The sequence below is a fragment of the Pseudomonas sp. GW822-FHT05A08 genome, from assembly GCF_058800485.1.
On record NZ_CM179511.1, the window covers coordinates 559,515 to 579,657 of the forward strand.

Sequence of the window (20,143 nt, forward strand, 5' to 3'; positions counted from 1 at the left end):
CCGGCGATTAGTCCTTGCGCGCCTATCCGTGTTTAACTTGAACGCTTGTTCAAGTTAAACCGGCAGCTCGCTGCCCGCTCACAACAGGAGGCTTACCTTTGCTGAGTCCGATCTTTTCAGCCGCGTTTTACCCCCTCGAGGTGCACGCTTGATGAGTGCATCGTCCATTCCCGCCAGCGGCCTGATCCGCATGAATCCGCCGGTGTTCTACTTCGCCGCGAGCTTTATCCTGGCCTTCGGCCTGGTGGTCATTGCCCTGCCGGAACAAGCCGGCGCCTGGCTGCTGGCCGCGCAAAACTGGGCGGCCAATACGGTCGGCTGGTACTACATGCTGGCCATGACCCTGTACCTGATCTTCGTGGTGGTCACCGCCTTGTCCGGCTACGGCAAGATCAAGCTCGGTGCCGACCACGACGAACCGGAATTCAGTTACCTGTCCTGGGCCGGCATGCTGTTCGCCGCCGGGATCAGCATCACGCTGTTCTTCTTCTGCGTGTCGGAACCCCTGACCCACATGCTGCAACCGCCCCAGGGCGAGGCCGGGACCGCGGATGCGGCGCGCCAGGCCATGCAGATTCTCTTCCTGCACTGGGGCCTGCATGGCTGGGGCGTGTTCGCCTTCGTCGGCATGGCCCTGGCGTATTTCGCCTACCGGCATAACCTGCCGCTGGCCCTGCGTTCGGCGCTGTACCCGCTGATCGGCAAGCGCATCAACGGCCCCATCGGCTACGCGGTGGATGGCTTCGGCATCATCGCCACGGTGTTCGGCCTCGGCGCCGACATGGGCTTTGGCGTGCTGCACCTCAACTCCGGCCTGGATTATCTGTTCGGCATCGCCCACACCCAGTGGGTCCAGGTGGGCCTGATCACCCTGATGATGGGCGCGGCGATCATTGTCGCGGTGTCCGGCGTCGACAAGGGCGTGCGGGTGATGTCCGACATCAACATGCTGCTGGCCTGTGCGCTGCTGCTGTTCGTGTTGTTCGCCGGCCCCACCCAGCACCTGCTCAACACCCTGATCCAGAACCTCGGCGATTACCTCGGCGCCTTGCCGACCAAGAGTTTCGACCTCTACGCCTATGACGAGCCCAGCGACTGGCTGGGCGGCTGGACCGTCTTCTACTGGGCCTGGTGGATCGCATGGTCGCCGTTCGTGGGCCTGTTCATCGCGCGGATTTCCCGTGGCCGGACCATCCGTGAATTCGTGTTCGGCGTGTTGCTGATTCCCCTGGGCTTCACCCTGGCCTGGATGTCGATCTTCGGTAACAGCGCCATCGACCAGGTGCTCAACCATGGCATGAGCGCGCTGGGCATGTCGGCCATCGAGAACCCTTCGATGACCCTCTACCTGCTGCTGGAAACCTACCCCTGGAGCAAGACTGTCATCGCCGTGACGGTGTTCATCAGCTTCGTGTTCTTCGTCACCTCGGCCGACTCCGGCACCGTGGTGCTCTCTACCCTGTCGGCCAAGGGCGGCAATGCCGATGAAGACGGGCCGAAATGGCTGCGGGTGTTCTGGGGCGCGATGACCGCACTGGTCACCAGCGCGCTGCTGTTCGCCGGCAGCATCGACTCGCTGAAGTCGGCGGTGGTGCTGACCTCGCTGCCGTTCTCGATGATCCTGCTGCTGATGATGTGGGGGCTGCACAAGGCCTTCTACCTCGAGTCGCAGAAGCAGATCGCCCAGCTGCATTCGCTGGCGCCGGTGTCGTCGTCCTCGCGGCGCGGCAAGGGCGGCTGGCGCCAGCGCCTGAGCCAGGCGGTGCATTTCCCGTCGCGCGACGAGGTGTATCGCTTCCTCGATCAGACGGTGCGCCCGGCCATCGAAGAAGTGACCGCGGTGTTCGTCGAGAAAGGCCTGAACGTGATCACCCAACCGGACCCGGCCAACGACAACGTCAGCCTGGAAATCGGCCATGGCGACCAGCATCCGTTCGTCTACCAGGTGCAGATGCGCGGCTACTTCACCCCGTCCTTCGCCCGTGGCGGCATGGGGCCCAAGGAGATGCGCAACCGGCGTTACTACCGGGCCGAGGTGCACCTGGCCGAGGGTAGCCAGGACTATGACCTGATGGGCTACACCAAGGAGCAGATCATCAACGACATCCTCGACCAGTACGAACGCCATATGCAGTTCCTGCACCTGGTGCGTTGATCGCGGGGCGGTGGCGTTTGTGCCACCGTCATCGCGGGCAAGGACTGGGCGTCCCCCCTGCTCCTACAGAAGACCTCGTGCTTCTGTAGGAGCGAGGCTTGCCCGCGATCAGGGGCCTCAGGCCCGGCCCAATACCGTGAACAACACCAGCGCCGCCACCGGCACGCCGAACACCACACTGCCGACCGCCAGCTCCGTGCTCAGGGGCTGGCCGGCGTGGACCATCCCCACCGCGCCGTTGATCACCGTCAGCGCCAGCCAGAGTACGACGAAACTGTAGGCCAGGGTCTGGCGGCCGAGGCCGAGCTTTTCGCCGATAAACAGCATCAGCGCCAGGAGAATCAGGCCGAAGCAAGTGATGATCGCGGTGTGCATGATGAAGTCCTCGCGGGCGGAATTCAGGGGTGAGCCCAGGGTCGATGGCGGTTCAAGGTTCCCGACCTAGAGTGTGGTCCAGGGAGTAGCGTCCTGCTCCGCGAAAAGCGAAGGCCGGGAACAGCAGGGTGTTGGACGAAACGGGCGAGTCGGTGGTCGGGGGCATGAGTGTCTCCGCGAATAAGCCGGTGGAAAGCAGCGATGGCCCGGGGAGTGCCCGGGCCATCGGTGCCGTTGTTTCAGCGAACGGCGGGCTTGAGCAGGTCTTCCAGGCCGATGCGGCGAAACATCTCGGCGCGCACCCGGTCGGCCATGGCATTAACGATCTCGGCACCGTCCTGGGACGGGTCGATATGCCGGCGCAACGGCCGGGAGCCGAAGGGCAGGCCGACGATCTCGACGATGGCCTTCGCGACCTCGGTGACATCGGCGTCAGCCGGCTCCAGGGCGGCCAGGCCGTTGAGTGCCTGCTCCGGCACGCCGGCATAGGGGCCCTGGTTGTACTCGGCGGCGCGGGCCTGGTCGGCCGGGGCGCCGGAGTGCGCGAAGTGGTTGGTGCCCTGGGTGAAGGCGCCCGGCACGATGATCGAGGTCTCCACGCCCCAGCGCGCCAGCTCCCCGGCATAGGACACCGCCAGGGAGTCCATCGCCGCCTTGGCCGCGAAGTACGGCGCCAGGTAGGGCGGGGTGCCGCCGCGGGCGCTGCTGGAGGATACCCACAGCACCAGTCCCCGGCCCTGCTTGCGCAGTTGCGGCAGGGCCGCGCGGTTGACCCGCTGGGTGCTCAGTACGTTGATGTCGTAGAGCTGGGCGAACTGTTCGGGGGTGAAGGCTTCGGCGGGGCCGAAGGCCATGTGCCCGGCGTTGTGGATGATCACGTCCAGCCGGCCGCAGTCGGCGACTATCCGGGCGACACCGGCCTCGACCGAGGCGCTGGAGGCGACGTCCAGTTCGACGCTGCGCAAATCGACCCGGTGCTCGTCGGCGTAGCGCCGCACCTCGGCCACTTGCGGCGCATTGCGGCCCAGGGTTTCACGCATGCTGGCGTAGACAATGTGGCCGGCGTCGGCGAGGGCGCGGGCGGTCAGGGCGCCAAAACCACTGGAGGCGCCGGTAATCAGGATGACGGATTGCATGGCATTGGTCTCTTCAGGTGAGGGTGGTTTCAGGCACGCCGGGGCAGGCGTTGTTGTACGGCGTGGGACAGCCAGCCGGCGAAGGTGCCCAGGGTTCCAGCACCGCCGAGTTCGGCGAAGCTTTCCAGGGAGGGTTCCAGGTGCGCGGCGAACCAGGCGATCAGGCCGAGGAAGTAGGCGACGATGTTATTCATCACCCGCAGGCTGCGCAGCGACACCACGAGCATCGCCACCACGAACACCACCAGCGGCAGGGCCCAGGGGCCGAGGCTTGGGCTCAGTGCGCCAATGCTCAGCGCCGCGCCCATGCCGACGGCGAGGCCCATCAGCACGCAGCCCAGGTTGACCAGGCCGTCGCGCAGGGTCAGGCCGCGGCTGAAGAACGCCACCCAGCCAACGAACATGGCCCAGACCGGCAGGCTCAGCAGCAGACTGGAGCCCGCCGCCAGCGCGGCGGTGGCGGCGGCCACCGCGGTGAACAGGATGAACATCGGTTTCGTCTGCCCGCCACGGGCGGGTGTCGCGGTGGAGTGATTCATGAGCGTGGCTCCTTCGACCGTGGGTGAGGTGGCTCAGACGAGCCCGCCGTTGGCGCGCAGGACCTGCCCGTTGACCCAGGCCGAATCAGGGCTGACCAGGAAGGACACGACGCGGGAAATATCTTCGGGTTGAGCCAGGCGCTCCAGCGGGGCCATCTTGGCGAAACCCTGGATCTGCTCTTCGCTCTTGCCGTGCAGGAACAGGTCGGTGGCCACCGGGCCAGGTGCCACTGCATTGACGGTGATATTGCGACCGCGCATTTCCTTGGCGAACACCTGGGTCAGGGACTCCACCGCCGCTTTGCTGGCGATGTACACCGCGTAACCCGGCAGGTTCATGCCGACGGTGCTGCTGGAGAAATTGACGATGCGCCCGCCGGCGTTCAGGCGAGTCGCGGCTTCACGCAGGGTGTTGAAGGTGCCGCGAGCGTGGATGTTGAAGTTCTGGTCGAACAGTTCGTCCGTGTGTTGCGCCAGCGGCAGGACCTTGAGGATGCCGGCGTTGTTGATCAACACGTCGACCTTGCCCAGTTGGGTTTCGGTCTCGTCGAACAGGCGGCGCACGTCATCGGCGTTGGCCACGTCGGCCTTGATCGCTATGGCCCGGTGGCCGGCCTGGCGCAGCTCCACCACCAGGGCTGAGGCTTCGCTGGCGCTGTTGGCGTAGTTGATGGCGACGGCGAAGCCTTCGCTGGCCAGTTGCCGGGCGATCACCGCGCCGATGCCGCGGGAGGCGCCGGTCACGATGGCAACTTTCGAAGTCTGGGTAGTCATGGCGAATTTCCTTCTGGGTAACGAGTGATTGGCTGTGGTGTGGAAGCAGATTCACATGTTTACCCAGGGTGATAAATGCGCCAGAGTTGGCTTGACTGTTCAATAATCGCCAACAATCAATGAGCCCTGGAGCCCGTCGTGGATCAAGTCAAAGCGATGAAGGTGTTCGTGCGGATCTACGAGCGCAGCAGCTTCACCCTGGCCGCCGAGGACCTGAACCTGCCGCGCGCCACCCTGACCCATACCCTCAACCAGTTCGAGGCCTGGCTCGGTACCCGCCTGCTGGAACGCAGCACCCGCCGCGTGCGCCCGACTCTCGACGGCGAGGCCTATTACCAGCGCTGCGTACAGCTGCTGGCGGAGCTGGAAGAGGCCGAACTGGCGTTTCGCACGGTGGCGCCGAAGGGGCGTTTGCGGGTCGACCTGCATGGCACCCTGGCCAAGTACTTCGTGATTCCGGCCCTGCCCGAATTCATGGCGCGCTATCCGGAGATCGAGCTGTCCATCAGCGAGGCCGATCGTTTTGTCGACCTGATCGCCGAAGGGGTGGACTGCGTGTTGCGCGCCGGCACCCTGGGCGATTCGTCGCTGATCGGCCGGCGCGTGGCCGGCCTGCAGCAGATCACCTGCGCCAGCCCGGCGTACCTGCGCAAATACGGCGAGCCGAAGAGCCTCGACGAGTTGTCGCGGCACCGGGCGGTGAACTATGTCTCGCGCACCACCGCCAAGCTGTTTCCCTTCGAATTCATGGTCGATGGCGAGCTGCGGGAAGTCGCCATCGAGGGTGCGCTGTCGGTGTTCGGCGCGGAAATCTATGCTGCTTCGGCCGTGGCCGGGCTGGGCATCATCCAATGCCCGCGCTACCGCATGGCACAGCAGATTTCCCAGGGGCTGGTGCAGGAAATCCTCACCGACACGCCGCCACCACCCATGCCGGTTTCCGTGCTGTACCCGCACAACCGTCAGATGTCGCCACGGGTGCGGGTGTTCGTCGACTGGCTGGCGGAGGTTTTCGCCAGGGCGGTCTGAGCAGGGCAGCGCCGGTCATCGCTGCTTTCTGTATTGATTGTCTGGATGTGTATAGTGTGTATTGTTCGCCTTTGACTGTGTACGGTGGCTTTTCGGGACGTATCGAAAGGACACGGCAATGCGCAGTCGGGAACTGATCAGGATGATCGAGGAGGACGGGTGGTATCTGATCGCGGTCAAAGGCAGTCATCACCAATACAAGCATCTGCACAAGCCGGGGCGGGTCACTATTCCCCACCCGGATGCGGATCTGCCCAAGGGCACGATCCACAGCATCTTGAAACAGGCGGGCCTGAAATGAGGCCGGCCTTGAACGAAGAGGTCAACGAGATGAAATTCCCGGTCGTGCTGCACAAGGATGCCGACTCCGGATATGGCGTGATCGTCCCCGATGTGCCGGGCTGTTTTTCCGCCGGCCATACCGCGGCAGAAGCCTTCGAGAATGTGAAAGAGGCCCTGTCGCTGCATTACGAAGGCTTGGTCGCCGATGGTGAACCGCTGCCCCAGGTGCATGAGGTCGACGTGCATATCGACAACCCCGATTACGCCGGTGGCGTGTGGGGCATGATCGAGTTCGACATCACGCCTTACTTCGGCAAGGCGGTGCGCTTCAACGCCACCCTGCCGGAGCAATTGCTGGAACGCATCGACCAGACGGTGAAGCGCGACCAGCGTTACCGCTCGCGTTCGGGCTTTCTCGCGGCTGCCGCTTTACGCGAACTCTCCGCCTAGGCATTGCCCGCCCCCATGGTTCCCATGGGGGCATGCCTGGCCTCTGTCCCTCGATATTTTCCTCTACCACTCAGGCTTTGGAACCCTTTGTTTCGGCCCGGCAGGGTGGCGTTTTAGCGTCTATAAACAACGGGTACAGCGCCTTGTTCGATGCCGTCATTCCTGGTTTTCCAGGCGGTGCAGCACCGCTAGGGCCCTGTGTTTCCTGGGTTTTGTCCGCTGATCCGGCTTCCGGTCGACGGCGTCACTTAGCCGGGGTTTTCATCGGCTGAGCTTCCCCTCCAGCTACGATTTCGTACTGTGGTACGTGGTACGTAATTAAATATTTCGACAGCAATATTTATTCCCTGTTTTCGAACATCCGATTTGGGCAATAGCGCGGTGCCAATGCCACGTTCGAGCGTTCCGCCAGCGGGTGTCAGATCGTTTCTGTCATTGACCACTCCTGCAGTGGCCGCGAGCGCGCCTGGGCGTATGCTGGGCAACTTTCTGGCGTTTGGCTGATTCATATGTTGCAAGGGCGCTGCCCCACACCCATGTGCATTCGCTTAAACCTGGGCGTTCAGGACCAAGAGAGGATTCGATGACTTACCTTGCTGCCGAAAACCGCTACGACTCCATCCCCTACCGCCGCGTCGGACGCAGCGGCCTGGTGCTGCCGGCGCTGTCCCTGGGCCTGTGGCACAACTTCGGCGACAGCACGCCGATCGACACCCAGCGTTCGTTGCTGCGCACCGCCTTCGACCTGGGCATCAACCACTTCGACCTGGCCAACAACTACGGCCCGCCCTATGGCAGCGCCGAGATCAATTTCGGTCGTTTGTTGCGTGAAGACTTCAAGCGGTATCGCGACGAGCTGATCATCTCCAGCAAGGCCGGTTGGGATATGTGGCCCGGTCCGTATGGCCAGGGCGGTGGCTCGCGCAAATACGTGCTGGCCAGCCTCGACCAGAGCCTGCAGCGCCTGGGCCTCGACTATGTGGATATCTTCTATTCCCACCGCTTCGACCCGGACACCCCGCTGGAAGAAACCGCCAGCGCCCTGGCCACCGCGGTGCAGCAGGGCAAGGCGCTGTACATCGGCATCTCGTCCTATTCCGGGGTGAAAACCCGCGAGATCGCGGCCCTGCTCAAGGAATGGAAAGTGCCGCTGCTGATCCACCAGCCGGCCTATAACCTGCTCAACCGCTGGGTGGAAAAGGACCTGTTGGACACCACCGAAGAACTCGGCGCCGGGGTGATTGCCTTCACACCGTTGGCCCAGGGCCTGCTGACCGACAAGTACCTCAATGGCATCCCCGAGGATGCGCGGGTCAATCGTCCGGGCGGTGGTTCGTTGCAAGCCGCGCACCTGTCCGAGGCCAACCTCGCCCATGTGCGCGCCCTCAATGAAATCGCCCAGCGTCGGGGCCAGAGCCTGGCGCAACTGGCCCTGGCCTGGACCCTGCGCGACCCACGGGTGACCTCGGCCCTGATCGGCGCCAGCCGGCCGGAGCAGATCGTCGAGAACGTCGGTGCATTGCAGAACCTGAACTTCAGCGCCGAAGAACTGGCAGAGATCGATCGTTTTGCCCGTGAAGGCGGGATCAATCTGTGGGAGAAGCCTTCAACCGCGGAATAGAACCTGCCGTCATGTTGCAAGGCTGCCGCGGCTTCTGTAGGAGCCAGGCTTGCCGGCGATCGCGGCAGTGTGCTGTGTCAGGCATACCGCTATCGCGAGCAAGCTGCGCTCCTACAGAGCCGGGTTCACACCTCGAGTGGCAGCCAGGGGTTGATAACGATCAACCCGGTGTCGCTGAAGTCCTTGGCGTTACGGGTGGCGATAGCCGCGTCGTGGACGCGGCATATGGCCGCAATTTGCGCATCCACCAGGCTGATCGGACGCCCCAGGCTTTCCCGGTGCGAAATCAGATGGGCGTAGTAAAGAGCCGCCTGGGTCCCGAAGGGCACGATGCGGTCGATGAAATCTTCCTCGAACATCGCCAGCGCCGACGCATGGAGCATCTGTTTGCGCTTGCCGTGGGGCAGGCGCGCGATGCCGTGAAGAATCTCGGCCATGGTCATGGCGCTGATGTAGAGGTCTTCGACAGGTTGCGCTTCGATCCACAGCAATACCGATGCGTCCGGTTGGGGGCGCATCAGTTCCGACAGCACATTGGTGTCGAGCACGATCATTCGCCCAGATCCACCACGCGTGCCGGCTCGGTACGTTCGGGCAGCTCAAGCTTCACTCCGCCGGCCTCGGCAAAGCGTGCCCGGATACGACTGGCCAGGCCTTGGCTGTCGGCTGTTCTGCTCAGGGCGCGGCGCAAAATCAAGCGGGCTTCTTCTTCCATGGAGTGGCCGTTGTGGGCGGCCTCGATGCGCAGGCGCTCTTTGATGTGGTCGTCCAGGTTTCGGATTGTCAGGCTGGCCATGGGTTCCTCCGAATGAAATCAATGCAATCATTGATAGCATAGCCGTGTATCATCGAGGGTGGACAACCACTTGTCGTTTGGTGACGCCACAATCACCCGCCAGTCCTGCTGTAGTCATGAGTATCGGTTATCTGAAAAACGGCACATCCCCGAGAATCGTCGCGCGGTGCATCACGCGGCGTTGCGGGCGGTAGTCGTCGACCGCGTAGTGCTGGGTCACGCGGTTGTCCCAGAAGGCCACGTCGTTGGCCTGCCAGCGCCAGCGGATGGTGAATTCCGGGCGGGTGGCGTGGGCGAACAGCAGTTTCAGGATGACTTCGCTTTCGCTGTCCGACAGCTCGTTGATCCTGGTGGTGAAGCCTTCGTTGACGAACAGCGACTTGCGCCCGCTGACCGGATGGGTGCGGATCACCGGGTGCGACAGCGGCGGGTTTTTCCGCTTGGCTTCTTCCCAGCGCGCCAGGTCCTGCGGAGTATTGCCGAAGCGTTCCAGGGGGAAGGACTTGATGAACTCGTGAGTCGCGGTCAGGCCTTGCAGCAGGTTTTTCATTGGCTCCGAGAGCGCCTCATAGGCCGCGATGCCGCTGGCCCACAGGGTATCGCCGCCGTATGCCGGCAACAGCTTGGCGCTGAGCACCGCGCCCAGGGCCGGGGTCGGCAGGAAGGTCACGTCGGTGTGCCAGATGGCGTTGTCGCGTACGTCGGTTTGCGCGGTGTCGAGGATCAGTACTTGCGGCTGTTCCGGCACGTTGGGGTAGATCGGATGGATATGCAGGTCGCCAAAGCTCGCCGCGAAGCACGCCTGTTGCTGCGGGTCGATCGGCTGGTCGCGGAAGAACAGCACCTGATGCTGGAGCAGCGCCTGCTCGATGATGTCGCGCTGTTCGCTGGCCAGCGGTTGGCTGATATCGACGCCGCTGATCTGGGCGCCCAGGGCGGAGCTTAAAGGGGTGATGGTCAGGCTCATGTCGTTCTCGAATGGAGCGCCGAATTGCCGGCGTGGTCAGTTCTGTCTGTAAGAAGTCTTGCCCGCTACAGGGTTACCGGGGTTTCAATGGGCCTGGCCATGCCAGGGCACCAGCTTGCGCTGCAGGGCGCGCAGGCCCATTTCCATGGCGAAGGCGATCAGGGCGATGACCAGGATCCCGAGTACCACCACATCGGTGACCAGGAACTGCGCGGCGGACTGCACCATGAACCCCAGGCCGCTGGTGGCGGCGATCAGTTCGGCGGCGACCAGGGTCGACCAGCCCACCCCGAGGCCGATGCGCACGCCGGTGAGGATGTCCGGCAGGGCGCTGGGCAGGATCACATGGCGAATCAGCTGGGCCCGGGTCGCGCCCAGGGACTGCGCGGCGCGCAGCCGGGTCGGGTCGACGGTGCGTACGCCGGTGGCGGTGGCGATGGCGATCGGGGCGAAGATCGCCAGGTAGATCAGCAGCACCTTGGACAGCTCGCCGATGCCGCACCAGATGACGATCAGCGGCAGGTAGGCCAGGGGCGGAATCGGCCGGTAGAACTCGATCAGCGGGTCCAGCACACCACGGGCGATACGGTTGTGGCCGATGGCGATGCCCACCGGGATCGCGGTCAGCACGGCAAAACCCAGGGCCAGGCCGATGCGTCCGAGGCTCGCGCCCAGGTGCTGCCACAGGGTGGAATCCATATAGCCGCTGGTCACCAGCAGCCAGCCCTTTTGCAGCACGGCGGAAGGTGGCGGCAGGAACAGCGGTTCGATCAGGCCGCTGGCTGTCACCGCCCACCATAGGGCGAGCAGCACGACCAGGGTCAGCACGCTGATCCAGCGAGTGCTCAGGCTGCGGCGCAGGGGCACCGCGGTGTGCGGGTTAGCGGCTTTGGTCGTGGTGGCCGGGAGGTCGTAGCTGTTCATGCGCGCTCCTGCCGCAAGACGGCACTGCGTTGGGAGAACACCCGGGCCAGCACGTGTTCGCGGGTTTCGATAAAGCGTGGATCGGACTTGATTGCCCGGGCCGATTCGCCGGCCGCGTAACGCTGGCCGAAGTCCAGGCTCAAGCGCTCGACGATTTGTCCCGGGTTGGGGGCCAGCAGGATCAGGTCGGTGGCGAGGAACACCGCTTCCTCGATGTCGTGGGTAATCAGGAACACCGGCTTGGCGGTGCGTTGCCAGACCTGCAGCAACAGCTCCTGCATCTGCTCGCGGGTGAAGGCATCGAGGGCGCCGAAGGGCTCGTCCATCAGCAGCAGCCGTGGGTCGGCGGCCAGGGCGCGGGCCAGGCCCACACGCTGGCGTTGTCCGCCGGAGAGCTGCCAGATGCGCCGCTTGTCGAAGCCGGCCAGGTCCACCAGCGCGAGCATTTCCCGGGCGCGGGCTTCGCGCGGGTCGCGGGCAATGCCGGCCAGTTCGAGGCCGAAGCCGACATTGGCCAGCACGTCCTGCCAGGGCAGCAGGGCATCGTCCTGGAACACCACGCCGCGTTCGGCGCTCGGACCGGCGACTGGCACGCCGTCCAGGGTGATGCGCCCGGCGCTGGGTTCGACGAAACCGGCGATCAGGTTCAACAGCGAAGTCTTGCCACTGCCGGAAGGGCCGAGGGCGACCAGCAGCTGCTGGGGCCCGAGCGTCAGGGAAATATCCGCCAGCACCGGTTCGGCGGCGCCGGGGTACTGTGCGCTGATGCGCTCCAGTTGTAGCAAAGCCATGACGGCGCGCTCCTTGTTCAAATGCAGCCTTTGTCGAGGTGAGACGCTGTACGAGAAGCGCCGGGCCTGGGCCCGGCGACCTCTGCGGCTGACCTTCAGTGGGTGATGTACTTGGCGCTGACGTATGGCGCGTAGTCCGGCAGAACCGCCTCGACCTTGCCCTGTTCCTTGAGGAACACCGCGGTGTCGGTGATGGCCTTGGTGGTCGGCGCGCCAAGGCTGATGACCTGGTCGGCCGCCAGTGGGTAGACGTTGCCCTGCAACAGCAGCGGAATGTCGCTGGCCTTGGCGCCGGAGAGTTTCACCAGCTTGTCGACGTTGCTCTGCTCGGCCAGCCAGGCTTTTGGGTCTTTGCGGTAATCGGCGTAGGCGTCGAGGGTCACCTTGGCGAAGGCGGTAACGATTTGCGGGTGCTTCTCGGCGAAGTCCTTGCGCACGATCCAGGCATCGAAGGTCGGCGCGCCGAACCGGGCCAGTTCACCGGAGGTGATCAGCACCTTGCCGTTTTCCTTGGCCACGCCCAGCGCCGGGTCCCAGACGTAGGTGGCGTCGATGTCGCCGCGCTTCCAGGCGGCGATGATCGCCGGTGGCGCGAGGTTGAGAATCTGTACTTTCGCCGGGTCGATTTTCCAGTGCTTGAGCGCGGCCAGCAGGCTGTAGTGACCGGTGGAAACGAAGGGCACGGCGACTTTCTTGCCGACCAGGTCCTGGGGCGTGTTGATCCCGGATCCGTCGCGGGCCACCAGGGCCTCGGCGGCGCCGATCTGGGTGGCGATGAGGAAGGTTTCCACCGGCACCTTGCGGGTGATCGCGGCGGTCAGCGGGCTGGAGCCGAGGTAGCCGATCTGCACGTCACCCGAGGCGATGGCGGCGATGATGTCGGCGCCGTTGTCGAACTTGCGCCAGTCGATCCTGGCCTGGGTGGCCTTTTCGTAGGTGCCGTCGGCCTGGGCGACTTTCGCCGGATCGACGGTGGTCTGGTAGGCGACGGTGACGTCGGCTGCCTGGGCGAACAAGCTCGCGGTAGCCAGGGATACGGCCGCCAGAAGGCGAAGGGGAAAGTGCATTTTCATCATGAAGCTCCTCGACAGGCGGCCAAGTGTGGACGTGGGAGGAGACTAAATGATCTAAGAATCTAAAAATAAATAACTTTTTAGAATTAGCTTAAAAGAGGAATCTTCTAAAGAGAGCACTTTCGGGGAGGGGAGCGTCAAGCAAGCTCGCTCCCGTAGGAGCGAGGCTTGCCCGCGAAAAGCGCCGCAGGCGCTTAGCTCAGTTACTGATCGCCAGGATACTCGCCTGGTACGAACCGACAAACACGTCGAAATCACCGACCTCGTTGCGTTCCAGCTCGGCCTGTTGCAGCAGGGAGCTGCGCGCGGCTTCTTCGAAACGCGCCTGGTCTTCCTTGCTCAGGGGCTCGCTGCGGAAGAACTCGGCGTGGGCCAGGCTCTGGCGCAGGGAGAACTGGCTGAAGCTTTCCTTGTGCTCCTGCATGGCGGCCAGGACCTGGGCCGAAGGCGTCAGGGATGAATCCTTGACCTTGGCCAACTGGGCGTCCAGCGCCTTGCCGTGGGCGTCGCTGCCGTGGCTGCGATCGAGCAGGGCGGCCAGCGGCGCGATCTTTTCCAGCAGCTCGCCGGCCCATTCCTTGAGCTCCACCAGTTGTCCCTGGCGCAGCAGGTGCAGGCCCGGACGACGACCTTCCTTGACCACCTTGAGGAAGTTCGAGGTGGCGTTGCCGCACTCGTTGTTTTCCAGCAGCGGGCTCTCGTTGAGCGCGCAATACAGCAGGAAAGCGTCGAGGAAGCGGGCTTCCTGCACGTCGATGCCCATCGGCAGGAACGGGTTGATGTCCAGGCAGCGCACTTCGACGTACTGGATGCCGCGGGCCATCAACGCCTGGATCGGCCGCTCGCCGGTGTAGGTCACGCGTTTCGGGCGGATGTTGGAGTAGTACTCGTTTTCGATCTGCAGGATGTTGGTGTTGAGCTGGACCCACTCGCCGTCCTGATGGGTGCCGATCTCCACATAAGGCGCGTACGGCGTGGCGACGGCCTTGCGCAGGCTGTCGGTGTAGCTGTTCAGGTCGTTGTAGCAAGGGGTCAGGCCGGCCTGGGCGTTGCTCTGGTAGCCCAGGTCGCTCATGCGCAGGCTGGTGGCATACGGCAGGTACAGGGTCTCGGCGTCCAGTTGTTCCAGCTGGTGCGAGCGCCCGCGCAAGAAACCCGCGTCCAGCGCCGGCGAGGCACCGAACAGGTACATCAGCAGCCAACTGTAGCGGCGGAAGTTACGGATCAGCGCGATGTACGCCGACGACTGATAGTCGCGGTCGCTGCCGACGAAACCTTCGGCCTGCTTGAGCAGCGGCCAGAGCTGCTCCGGCAGGGAGAAGTTGTAGTGGATCCCGGCGATGCACTGCATGGTCTTGCCGTAACGCAGGGCCAGGCCCTTGCGGTACACGTACTTGAGCTGGCCGATGTTGGAGGTGCCGTAATAGGCGATCGGGATGTCTTCCTCGGCCGGCAACGGGCACGGCATCGATGGACTCCACAGGTACTCGTTGCCGAGCTTGCTGTAGGCGAAACGGTGAATCTTGTCGAGGCTGGCCAGGGTGTCGGCCGGGTCGGCCAGGGCCGGAGTGATGAACTCCAGCAGTGACTCGGAATAATCGGTGGTGATCTGTTCGTTGGTCAGCGCGGAACCCAGTTCTTCCGGGTGCGGGGTCTGTGCCAGGCGCGCTTCGCCGGTCACGCGCAGGCATTCGCGCTCGATACCGTGCAGGCACTGCTCGAGCAGAGAGAGGTTAGCGCGCTCGCCGAGCAGAGCCAGGCGGCGGTTGAGAAGTTCGCTCAAGTTGGATTCCTTCACGCGTCAGTCGCCCCAATATGGGGGTGGGCAGGACGGTCTACAAGGGTGAAGTTGAAACTGGCGTTTTCGCCTGGTCGTTGAGCCTTGCCGGCCCGCTTTGCAACGCCATTGCTTCATCCTTGATCTGGCTCTTGCACGCGCAAAAAAACTCCGGCGCCGTGTGTGCAGCGCCGAAATTAACTCAAATCGAGGTTGAGGGGCTATAGAACAGCGAACGTGCCTTGTGCTTTAGCGACCAGTTTGTCGCCTTGCATCACATCGGCCTCGACCACCAGGGTGCGGCGGCCCGGGTGGAGCACCCGGGCGTGGCAGACCACGTCGCCCTCGGCGACGGCGCGGATGTAGTTGATCTTGCACTCGATGGTCGCGCTCTGCTGGTCGAAGCCGTGGGAGCTGGAACAGGCCAGCCCCATGGCGATGTCGACCAGGCTGAAGATCGCCCCGCCGTGCAGCTTCTGGCCGCGATTGCGCAGCTGCGGCGTCAGTGTCAGGGCGACGTCGGCTGCCCCGACCTCCAGGCGCTGCAGACGGCAGCCGAGCAGTTGGCTGAACGCGCTTTCGGTCAAGCCGGCCGGGATCTCCATCAGCGTTTCTTCAACTGCTTGGCGTTGGCGAACAGCGACGCCATGGCGTTGTTGGTCGGGGCCGCGGTCACGGTTTCCTTGCGCGGGGCGCTATTGCCCGACGAGCGTGGCGCCGAGCCTGGGCGCGAACCACGAGCGCCGTCGATCTTCTCGCCCGGGGTGTCGCTCATGCGCATCGACAGACCGACGCGTTTGCGCGGGATGTCGACTTCCATGACCTTGACCTTGACCACGTCGCCGGCCTTCACCGCCTCACGCGGGTCCTTGATGAACTTCTCCGACAGCGCCGAGATGTGCACCAGGCCGTCCTGGTGCACGCCGATGTCGACGAAGGCACCGAAGTTGGTGACGTTGGTCACCACGCCTTCGAGGATCATCCCCAGTTGCAGGTCCTTGAGGTCTTCGACGCCTTCCTGGAACTCGGCGGTCTTGAACTCGGGACGCGGGTCGCGGCCCGGCTTGTCCAGTTCCTGGAGGATGTCGGTGACGGTCGGCAGGCCGAAGGTCTCGTCGGTGAACTTCTTCGGATCCAGGCGCTTGAGGAAACCGCTGTCGCCGATCAGCGAGCGGATGTCGCGGTCGGTCTCGGCGGCGATGCGCTGCACCAGCGGGTAGGCTTCCGGGTGTACCGCGGACGCGTCCAGCGGGTTGTCGCCGTTCATCACACGGAGGAAGCCGGCGGCCTGTTCGAAGGTCTTTTCACCCAGGCGGGCAACCTTCTTCAGCGCGGCGCGGGTCTTGAACGCACCGTTTTCATCGCGGTGGCTGACGATGTTCTGCGCCAGGGTGGTGTTGAGGCCGGAGATCCGCGCCAGCAGGGCCACGGACGCGGTGTTGACGTCCACGCCGACGGCGTTCACGCAGTCCTCGACCACCGCATCCAGGCCGCGGGCCAGCTTCAGCTGCGACACGTCGTGCTGGTACTGGCCGACGCCGATGGATTTCGGATCGATCTTCACCAGCTCGGCCAGTGGGTCCTGCAGGCGACGGGCGATGGACACCGCGCCACGGATCGACACGTCGAGGTCGGGGAATTCCTTGGCGGCCAGTTCCGACGCCGAGTACACCGAAGCGCCGGCCTCGGAGACCATGACCTTGGTCATGCGCATGGCCGGGTATTTCTTGATCAGCTCGGCGGCCAGCTTGTCGGTTTCACGGCTGGCGGTGCCGTTGCCGATGGCGATCAGGTCCACCGAATGCTTGGCGCACAGCGCGGCCAGCACGGCGATGGTCTGGTCCCACTTGTTGTGCGGTACGTGCGGGTAAACGGTGGCGTGGTCCAGCAGCTTGCCGGTGGCGTCCACCACCGCCACCTTGCAGCCGGTACGCAGGCCAGGGTCGAGGCCCAGGGTCGCGCGCGGGCCGGCCGGAGCGGCCAGCAGCAGGTCGTGCAGGTTGTGGGCGAAGACGTTGATCGCCTCGGTTTCGGCGTTGTCGCGCAGCTCGCCCAGCAGGTCGGTTTCCAGGTGGGTGTAGAGCTTGACCTTCCAGGTCCAGCGCACCACTTCGCCGAGCCATTTGTCGGCCGGGCGGTTCTGGTTCTGGATGCCGACCTGCTGGCCGATCATGCCTTCGCACGGGTGCATGGTGCCCGGCAGTTCGTCGCCGACTTTCAGCGCGGAGCTGAGGATGCCTTCGTTGCGGCCACGGAAAATCGCCAGGGCGCGGTGCGACGGCATGCTCTTGAGCGGTTCGTCGTGTTCGAAGTAATCGCGGAACTTGGCGCCTTCCTCTTCCTTGCCGGCGATCACGCGGGCACTGAGGGTGGCTTCCTGCTTGAGGTAGTTGCGCAGCTTGTCCAGCAGGCTGGCGTCTTCGGCGAAGCGCTCCATGAGGATGTACTTGGCGCCTTCGAGGGCGGCCTTCACATCGGCCACGCCTTTTTCCGCGTCGACGAAGCGCGCGGCTTCGCTTTCCGGGGTCAGGCTCGGGTCGTTGAACAGGCCGTCCGCCAGTTCGCCGAGGCCGGCTTCCAGGGCAATCTGGCCCTTGGTGCGGCGCTTCTGCTTGTACGGCAGGTAGAGGTCTTCGAGGCGGGTCTTGGTGTCGGCGAGCTTGATGTCGCGGGCAAGTGTAGGGGTCAGTTTGCCTTGCTCCTCGATGCTGGCGAGGATGCTGATGCGCCGTTCGTCGAGTTCTCGCAGGTAGCGCAGGCGCTCTTCCAGATGACGCAACTGGGTGTCATCGAGGCTGCCGGTCACTTCCTTACGGTAGCGGGCGATGAAGGGCACGGTGGAGCCTTCATCCAATAGAGCGACGGCCGCTTCGACCTGTTGTGGGCGTACGCCGAGTTCCTCGGCAATGCGGCTGTTGATGCTGTCCATAAAACCACCTGACAAATTGTGAAGCAGGCTCGCCGGCACGGAAAATTGGCCTCGGCGAGTCTGGTTGAGCGGCCTGGCGTGCGCCGCTGCCTGGATCAAAAGGCTGCCTGTTGACCCGTGAAATCGAACAATTACTGCCTGGCCGGGAAAAATAAAAAGTGGCCACGGGCGGTAACGATCAGACGTTGCCTGACACAAAAGGCGGCGCATTATAACCAGCGTTCCAGTCTTCGGGGGTATCGGCCCACTGGCGGCCGACGGCGGGTTTTCTGGCGGTAGAGGAAAAATCTGCTAACAATGCACACGGTGCGTATAACGGCAGCTACGCCATAATGCGCACCGAGATAAAAGGAGCATCTGATGAGCAGCACTGCACAAACTGCCGAAGGCGAAAAAATTCTTATCGTTGACGACGACCCCGGGCTGAGCAGCCTGCTGGAGCGCTTCTTCGTCAGCAAGGGCTACCGTGCCCGCGCGGTTCCCAACACCGAGCAGATGGACCGTCTGCTGGGTCGCGAAGTCTTCAACCTGGTCGTCCTCGACCTGATGCTGCCTGGCGAAGACGGCCTGACCGCATGCCGCCGCCTGCGCAGTGCGAACAACCAGATCCCGATCATCATGCTCACCGCCAAGGGCGACGAGCTGAGCCGCATCAAGGGCCTGGAACTGGGCGCCGACGATTACCTGGCCAAGCCGTTCAACCCCGACGAGCTGATGGCGCGGGTCAAGGCCGTGCTGCGTCGCCAGTCGGCTCCGGTGCCGGGCGCGCCGGGCAGCGAAGACGAAAACGTCACCTTCGGCGACTACGAGCTGTCCCTGGCCACCCGCGAACTCAAGCGCGGCGCCGAAGTGCACATGCTCACCACCGGTGAGTTCGCGGTGCTCAAGGCCCTGGTGATGAACGCTCGCCAGCCGCTGACCCGCGACAAATTGATGAACCTGGCCCGTGGCCGCGAATGGGATGCCCTGGAGCGCTCCATCGACGTGCAGATCTCCCGCCTGCGCCGGATGATCGAACCCGATCCGTCCAAGCCGCGTTATATCCAGACGGTCTGGGGCGTGGGTTATGTGTTCGTGCCGGATGGCACCACCACCAAGTGACCGATGATTTGTAGGAGCGAGCGCCCGGGCCGGCACACGACCCGGGCGCTCGCATTCCGCAACTCTGCGAGCGCGGCTCGCTCCTGCAAAGCGTGTAATGGCTGTTTATGAAAACCCCGCTGTGGTTCCCGCAAAGCTTCTTCTCCCGCACCCTCTGGCTGGTGCTGATCGTGGTGCTGTTCTCCAAGGCGCTGACCCTGGTTTATCTGCTGATGAACGAGGACGTGCTGGTGGACCGCCAGTACAGCCACGGCGTGGCCCTGACCCTGCGCGCCTACTGGGCCGCCGACGAATCCAACCGCGACCAGATCGCCGAGGCCGCCGGGCTGATCAAGGTGATCGGCAGCGGTGTGCCGGCGGGCGAGCAGCATTGGCCCTACAGCGAGATCTATCAGCGGCAGATGCAGGCCGAACTGGGCGCCGACACTGAAGTGCGCCTGCGCATGCATGCGCCGCCTGCGCTCTGGGTGCGCGCGCCGAGCCTGGGCGACGGCTGGCTGAAAGTGCCGCTGTATCCGCACCCGCTGCGGGGGCAGAAGATCTGGAGCGTGCTCGGCTGGTTCCTGGCGATCGGCCTGTTGTCCACGGCGTCGGCGTGGATCTTCGTCAGCCAGCTCAACCAGCCGCTCAAGCGCCTGGTCTATGCCGCCCGGCAACTGGGGCAGGGGCGCAGCGTGCGCCTGCCGATCAGCGATACGCCGAGCGAGATGACCGAGGTGTACCGCGCCTTCAACCAGATGGCCGAGGATGTGGAACAGGCCGGGCGCGAACGCGAGCTGATGCTGGCGGGGGTGTCCCACGACCTGCGCACGCCGCTGACCCGCCTGCGCCTGTCGCTGGAGTTGATGGGCAGCCACAACGACCTGACCGACGACATGGTTCGCGACATCGAAGACATGGACGCGATTCTCGACCAGTTCCTGGCCTTTATCCGCGACGGCCGCGACGAATCGGTGGAGGAGGTCGATCTCAGCGACCTGGTGCGCGAAGTGGCGGCGCCCTACAACCAGAACGATGAAAAGGTACGTTTGCGCCTGGAGCCGATCCCACCGTTCCCGCTGCGTCGGGTGTCGATGAAGCGCCTGTTGAACAACCTGATCGGTAACGCCCTGAACCACGCTGGGACGGAAGTCGAAGTCGCGGCCTATGTGTCGGGCGACACCAGCGCGCCTTATGTAGTGCTGAGTGTGATGGACCGTGGCGCGGGCATCGACCCGTCGGAGCTGGAGGCGATCTTCAACCCCTTCACCCGAGGCGATCGTGCCCGGGGCGGCAAGGGCACCGGCCTGGGCCTGGCCATCGTCAAGCGGATCGCCTCGATGCACGGCGGCAATGTCGAATTGCGCAACCGCGCCGATGGCGGCCTGGAAGCGCGAGTGCGGTTGCCGTTGGGGTTGTTGCTGCCCAGGGATGCGGTTTGAAGG

General features: G+C 64.2%; 20 protein-coding genes. 7 read left to right on the forward strand and 13 right to left on the reverse strand.

Translation table 11 applies throughout. The features are described from left to right. Positions 1–190: 190 nt before the first annotated feature. The gene (betT, locus tag AC3RCP_RS02515; RefSeq protein ID WP_172963077.1) at positions 191–2,155 is read left to right on the forward strand and encodes a choline transporter BetT; all 1,965 of its coding nucleotides are present in this window, start codon (positions 191–193) and stop codon (positions 2,153–2,155) included. Between the two features lie 117 nt (positions 2,156–2,272). On the opposite strand, the gene AC3RCP_RS02520 is transcribed toward betT, so the two are convergent. The 4 genes from AC3RCP_RS02520 to AC3RCP_RS02535 all read right to left on the reverse strand — a co-directional run bounded on the left by AC3RCP_RS02520 (position 2,273) and on the right by AC3RCP_RS02535 (position 4,979). Then, entirely contained in the window at positions 2,273–2,530 is a 258-nt protein-coding gene (locus AC3RCP_RS02520; RefSeq protein WP_053259255.1) for a hypothetical protein, read from the reverse strand. Between the two features lie 239 nt (positions 2,531–2,769). Beyond that, positions 2,770–3,666, reverse strand: coding sequence for an SDR family oxidoreductase (locus tag AC3RCP_RS02525; RefSeq protein ID WP_492571704.1), 897 nt, complete (start codon positions 3,664–3,666; stop codon positions 2,770–2,772). 29 nt (positions 3,667–3,695) lie between these two features. Next, positions 3,696–4,205, reverse strand: a complete 510-nt coding sequence (locus AC3RCP_RS02530; RefSeq protein ID WP_101336500.1) for a DUF1097 domain-containing protein — start codon at positions 4,203–4,205, stop codon at positions 3,696–3,698. 33 nt (positions 4,206–4,238) lie between these two features. After that, positions 4,239–4,979 carry an SDR family oxidoreductase gene (locus tag AC3RCP_RS02535; RefSeq protein WP_101336501.1) on the reverse strand — a complete coding sequence of 247 codons (741 nt, stop codon included), beginning with the start codon at positions 4,977–4,979 and terminating at the stop codon, positions 4,239–4,241. Between the two features lie 138 nt (positions 4,980–5,117). Between AC3RCP_RS02535 and AC3RCP_RS02540 the strand changes: the two genes are divergently transcribed. The 4 genes from AC3RCP_RS02540 to mgrA all read left to right on the forward strand — a co-directional run bounded on the left by AC3RCP_RS02540 (position 5,118) and on the right by mgrA (position 8,361). Further along, positions 5,118–6,008, forward strand: a complete 891-nt coding sequence (locus tag AC3RCP_RS02540) for a LysR family transcriptional regulator (protein ID WP_087089580.1) — start codon at positions 5,118–5,120, stop codon at positions 6,006–6,008. A gap of 118 nt (positions 6,009–6,126) precedes the next feature. Beyond that, positions 6,127–6,309: a type II toxin-antitoxin system HicA family toxin gene (locus tag AC3RCP_RS02545; protein ID WP_007925285.1), complete on the forward strand. Its 183-nt coding sequence runs from the start codon at positions 6,127–6,129 to the stop codon at positions 6,307–6,309. A 29-nt stretch (positions 6,310–6,338) separates the two neighbouring features. After that, positions 6,339–6,740, forward strand: coding sequence for a type II toxin-antitoxin system HicB family antitoxin (locus AC3RCP_RS02550; RefSeq protein ID WP_009041686.1), 402 nt, complete (start codon positions 6,339–6,341; stop codon positions 6,738–6,740). A gap of 583 nt (positions 6,741–7,323) precedes the next feature. Beyond that, positions 7,324–8,361: an L-glyceraldehyde 3-phosphate reductase gene (gene mgrA / locus AC3RCP_RS02555; protein ID WP_101336503.1), complete on the forward strand. Its 1,038-nt coding sequence runs from the start codon at positions 7,324–7,326 to the stop codon at positions 8,359–8,361. Positions 8,362–8,486: 125 nt separating this feature from the next. Here the strand turns inward: mgrA and AC3RCP_RS02560 are convergent, their stop codons facing one another. The 9 genes from AC3RCP_RS02560 to AC3RCP_RS02600 form a co-directional block, all read right to left on the reverse strand. Then, positions 8,487–8,915 (reverse strand): type II toxin-antitoxin system VapC family toxin, encoded by a 429-nt coding sequence (locus AC3RCP_RS02560; protein ID WP_062824000.1) that lies wholly within the window; start codon positions 8,913–8,915, stop codon positions 8,487–8,489. Continuing rightward, complete coding sequence (locus AC3RCP_RS02565) at positions 8,912–9,157, reverse strand: FitA-like ribbon-helix-helix domain-containing protein (protein ID WP_007925278.1); 246 nt, start codon at positions 9,155–9,157, stop codon at positions 8,912–8,914. Before AC3RCP_RS02565 ends, AC3RCP_RS02560 begins: the two co-directional genes overlap by 4 nt. A gap of 127 nt (positions 9,158–9,284) precedes the next feature. Beyond that, the gene (gene tauD / locus AC3RCP_RS02570) at positions 9,285–10,124 is read right to left on the reverse strand and encodes a taurine dioxygenase (RefSeq protein WP_492571703.1); all 840 of its coding nucleotides are present in this window, start codon (positions 10,122–10,124) and stop codon (positions 9,285–9,287) included. A gap of 84 nt (positions 10,125–10,208) precedes the next feature. Further along, positions 10,209–11,048, reverse strand: a complete 840-nt coding sequence (gene tauC, locus AC3RCP_RS02575) for a taurine ABC transporter permease TauC (RefSeq protein WP_101336505.1) — start codon at positions 11,046–11,048, stop codon at positions 10,209–10,211. Then, a complete protein-coding gene (gene tauB, locus AC3RCP_RS02580; RefSeq protein ID WP_085533376.1) occupies positions 11,045–11,839 on the reverse strand; it encodes a taurine ABC transporter ATP-binding subunit in 795 nt (264 codons plus the stop codon). The genes tauC and tauB overlap by 4 nt, the downstream gene beginning before the upstream one ends. 95 nt (positions 11,840–11,934) lie before the next feature. Next, positions 11,935–12,912, reverse strand: a complete 978-nt coding sequence (gene tauA / locus AC3RCP_RS02585) for a taurine ABC transporter substrate-binding protein (protein WP_007925265.1) — start codon at positions 12,910–12,912, stop codon at positions 11,935–11,937. 199 nt (positions 12,913–13,111) lie between these two features. Beyond that, positions 13,112–14,695, reverse strand: a complete 1,584-nt coding sequence (gene gshA, locus AC3RCP_RS02590; RefSeq protein WP_092418925.1) for a glutamate--cysteine ligase — start codon at positions 14,693–14,695, stop codon at positions 13,112–13,114. Positions 14,696–14,910: 215 nt separating this feature from the next. Continuing rightward, on the reverse strand, positions 14,911–15,294 hold the full coding sequence (locus AC3RCP_RS02595) for a PaaI family thioesterase (RefSeq protein ID WP_101336508.1): 384 nt from the start codon (positions 15,292–15,294) through the stop codon (positions 14,911–14,913). Continuing rightward, positions 15,294–17,618, reverse strand: a complete 2,325-nt coding sequence (locus tag AC3RCP_RS02600) for a Tex family protein (protein WP_492571702.1) — start codon at positions 17,616–17,618, stop codon at positions 15,294–15,296. The genes AC3RCP_RS02595 and AC3RCP_RS02600 overlap by 1 nt, the downstream gene beginning before the upstream one ends. Before the next feature lie 360 nt (positions 17,619–17,978). On the opposite strand from AC3RCP_RS02600, the gene ompR reads away from it, so the two are divergent. Together ompR and AC3RCP_RS02610 are read left to right on the forward strand one after the other, a co-directional pair. Beyond that, on the forward strand, positions 17,979–18,719 hold the full coding sequence (gene ompR / locus AC3RCP_RS02605) for an osmolarity response regulator transcription factor OmpR (RefSeq protein ID WP_007925257.1): 741 nt from the start codon (positions 17,979–17,981) through the stop codon (positions 18,717–18,719). A 107-nt stretch (positions 18,720–18,826) separates the two neighbouring features. Next, positions 18,827–20,140: an ATP-binding protein gene (locus AC3RCP_RS02610; protein WP_101336510.1), complete on the forward strand. Its 1,314-nt coding sequence runs from the start codon at positions 18,827–18,829 to the stop codon at positions 20,138–20,140. Positions 20,141–20,143 lie beyond the last annotated feature (3 nt).